The following is a 1,473-nucleotide window of genomic DNA, read 5'->3' as shown; positions in this document are numbered from 1 at the left end:
CTGTCGCGTTTCGAGTTGATAAAGACACCGCGCGGGCGTGAGCAACGAAATCAAGCCGAGTCCGCTGGCTGAAAGATATGCGGTGACGAGAAGTCAGCGGATTCGGTTCGAGAGTCCGGTTCGGACAGGTTTCTGCCAGAATTTCGAGTGGTATCTGCTTCGCTGACCAGAGCCGCCGCTCACGGCGGCGGCGAACCACCCGCTGTGAGAGGAGTTACCCAACCGAGCCGAGCGTGTCGTTCCAGCGTTTCCGTACTTCTCGAATCGCTTGCGGCACGCCACCCCGCATCGGGTGGCGTTGCCGCAGCCACTGGATCAACAACAGTCCAATCAACGCAGAAAACAACTCGAACAACACGCCGTTGAGCGTTGTCGAGTGGAAGTTCTCACCGTTCAAATACTGCTTCAGTTCCCGAAACAGGATCTCGATCACAGTTCGCAGCGTGTAGATGCTGATTACGTCGATAGGGTCGTACTCTGACGACGCCAGCGTCGTCAGGTACTCGAGTTGCTCTCCGTCCGGCGTTTCAAGCACTACTCGCCGGAACTGTTCTCCTGTGTCGGCGAGTTCGATACGGTCGTCCCGTACCTGCCGTGTTTCATCACCGTCGGTTACCTCAGCGGTCTGGATCTGTTCACAGACATCGTACCGAGCGTTCGATTCTAGCAGTGTGATGAAGTCATCGTTGATGGCTGTGAAGCCGCAAAAGCGCTCGTAGCGTGTGTAGCCACGGTCAAAGACCCAGATCGGCGAGTCGAGGTCTGGAAAGACCTCGACATCGCCATAGAGATGCTCAAAGTGCGGATTCTCGTGGGTCTCACCTTCTGTCACGGTCGCACCGAGCGGATGCTTGTGTTCTCCGTCGACACGCGCGGCAAGATGGAGTTTGATGCCACCGTCGCCAGTGTCGATCTCGTAGGACTGCTCGTCGTCTCCGACGAAGTCGTCCGAGACGACAACCGACCGTGTGAGTTCGAGATTTGTCGCATCGGTCGCAACAACGCCTCGCGTGAGTCGCTGGAGTCGTTTTCGTTCGACGGCTCGTTGATGATCCAGCTGTGGGGTGTGGAGCAATTCGAACATGGTGCGAACGACCGCGCGGTAGTCGCGGTCGTTCGTGTACCGTGAGAACGTAGAGGCAGCCATCTTCTCCATTTCAGCGGCTGTATCGGTTGTTTCTTCGAGTTCTGCAAGCGAGTCTGAAGGGTCGATCCCTTCACGCACGGCGACTTTGAGGTGGTTGTCGAAGTCGTGTTTCTTGCTGTGTTTGCCGATATCGAACTCGTCGGCGATGGACTCGCTGCCGACTGCGTCGAGCAGCGAGTACACTGCGGTCGCAGTTGATTGATCAGAATTGAAGTACGGTGCGTCCGTTTTTCCTGTTGGCGGCCTTTGCTGAGAGTTGGAATTCGCAGCCATCAGGTCGCCATTACCGGCTTCACGCCGGTTTTAAATACTGGAAACGCGACAGA

The 1,473-nt window shown here is 56.6% G+C and carries 1 protein-coding gene; it reads right to left on the bottom strand.

Annotated features, from left to right (window positions below; translation table 11 throughout):
• Positions 1-214: 214 nt before the first annotated feature.
• On the bottom strand, positions 215-1,420 hold the full coding sequence (locus WDJ60_RS18765) for an IS4 family transposase (protein WP_340102315.1): 1,206 nt from the start codon (positions 1,418-1,420) through the stop codon (positions 215-217).
• Positions 1,421-1,473: the final 53 nt, after the last annotated feature.

The sequence above is a fragment of the Salinibaculum salinum genome (assembly GCF_037645885.1).
In the GTDB taxonomy this organism is placed as follows: domain Archaea; phylum Halobacteriota; class Halobacteria; order Halobacteriales; family Haloarculaceae; genus Salinibaculum; species Salinibaculum salinum.
The sequence above is the reverse complement of the archived record's forward strand: the minus strand, read 5'-3'. Positions and strand labels throughout refer to the sequence as shown.

Coding starts and splice junctions, on each gene's coding strand:
- WDJ60_RS18765 (WP_340102315.1), bottom strand. CDS start 1,420: ATGGCTGCGAATTCCAACTCTCAGCAAAGGCCGCCAACAGGAAAAACG.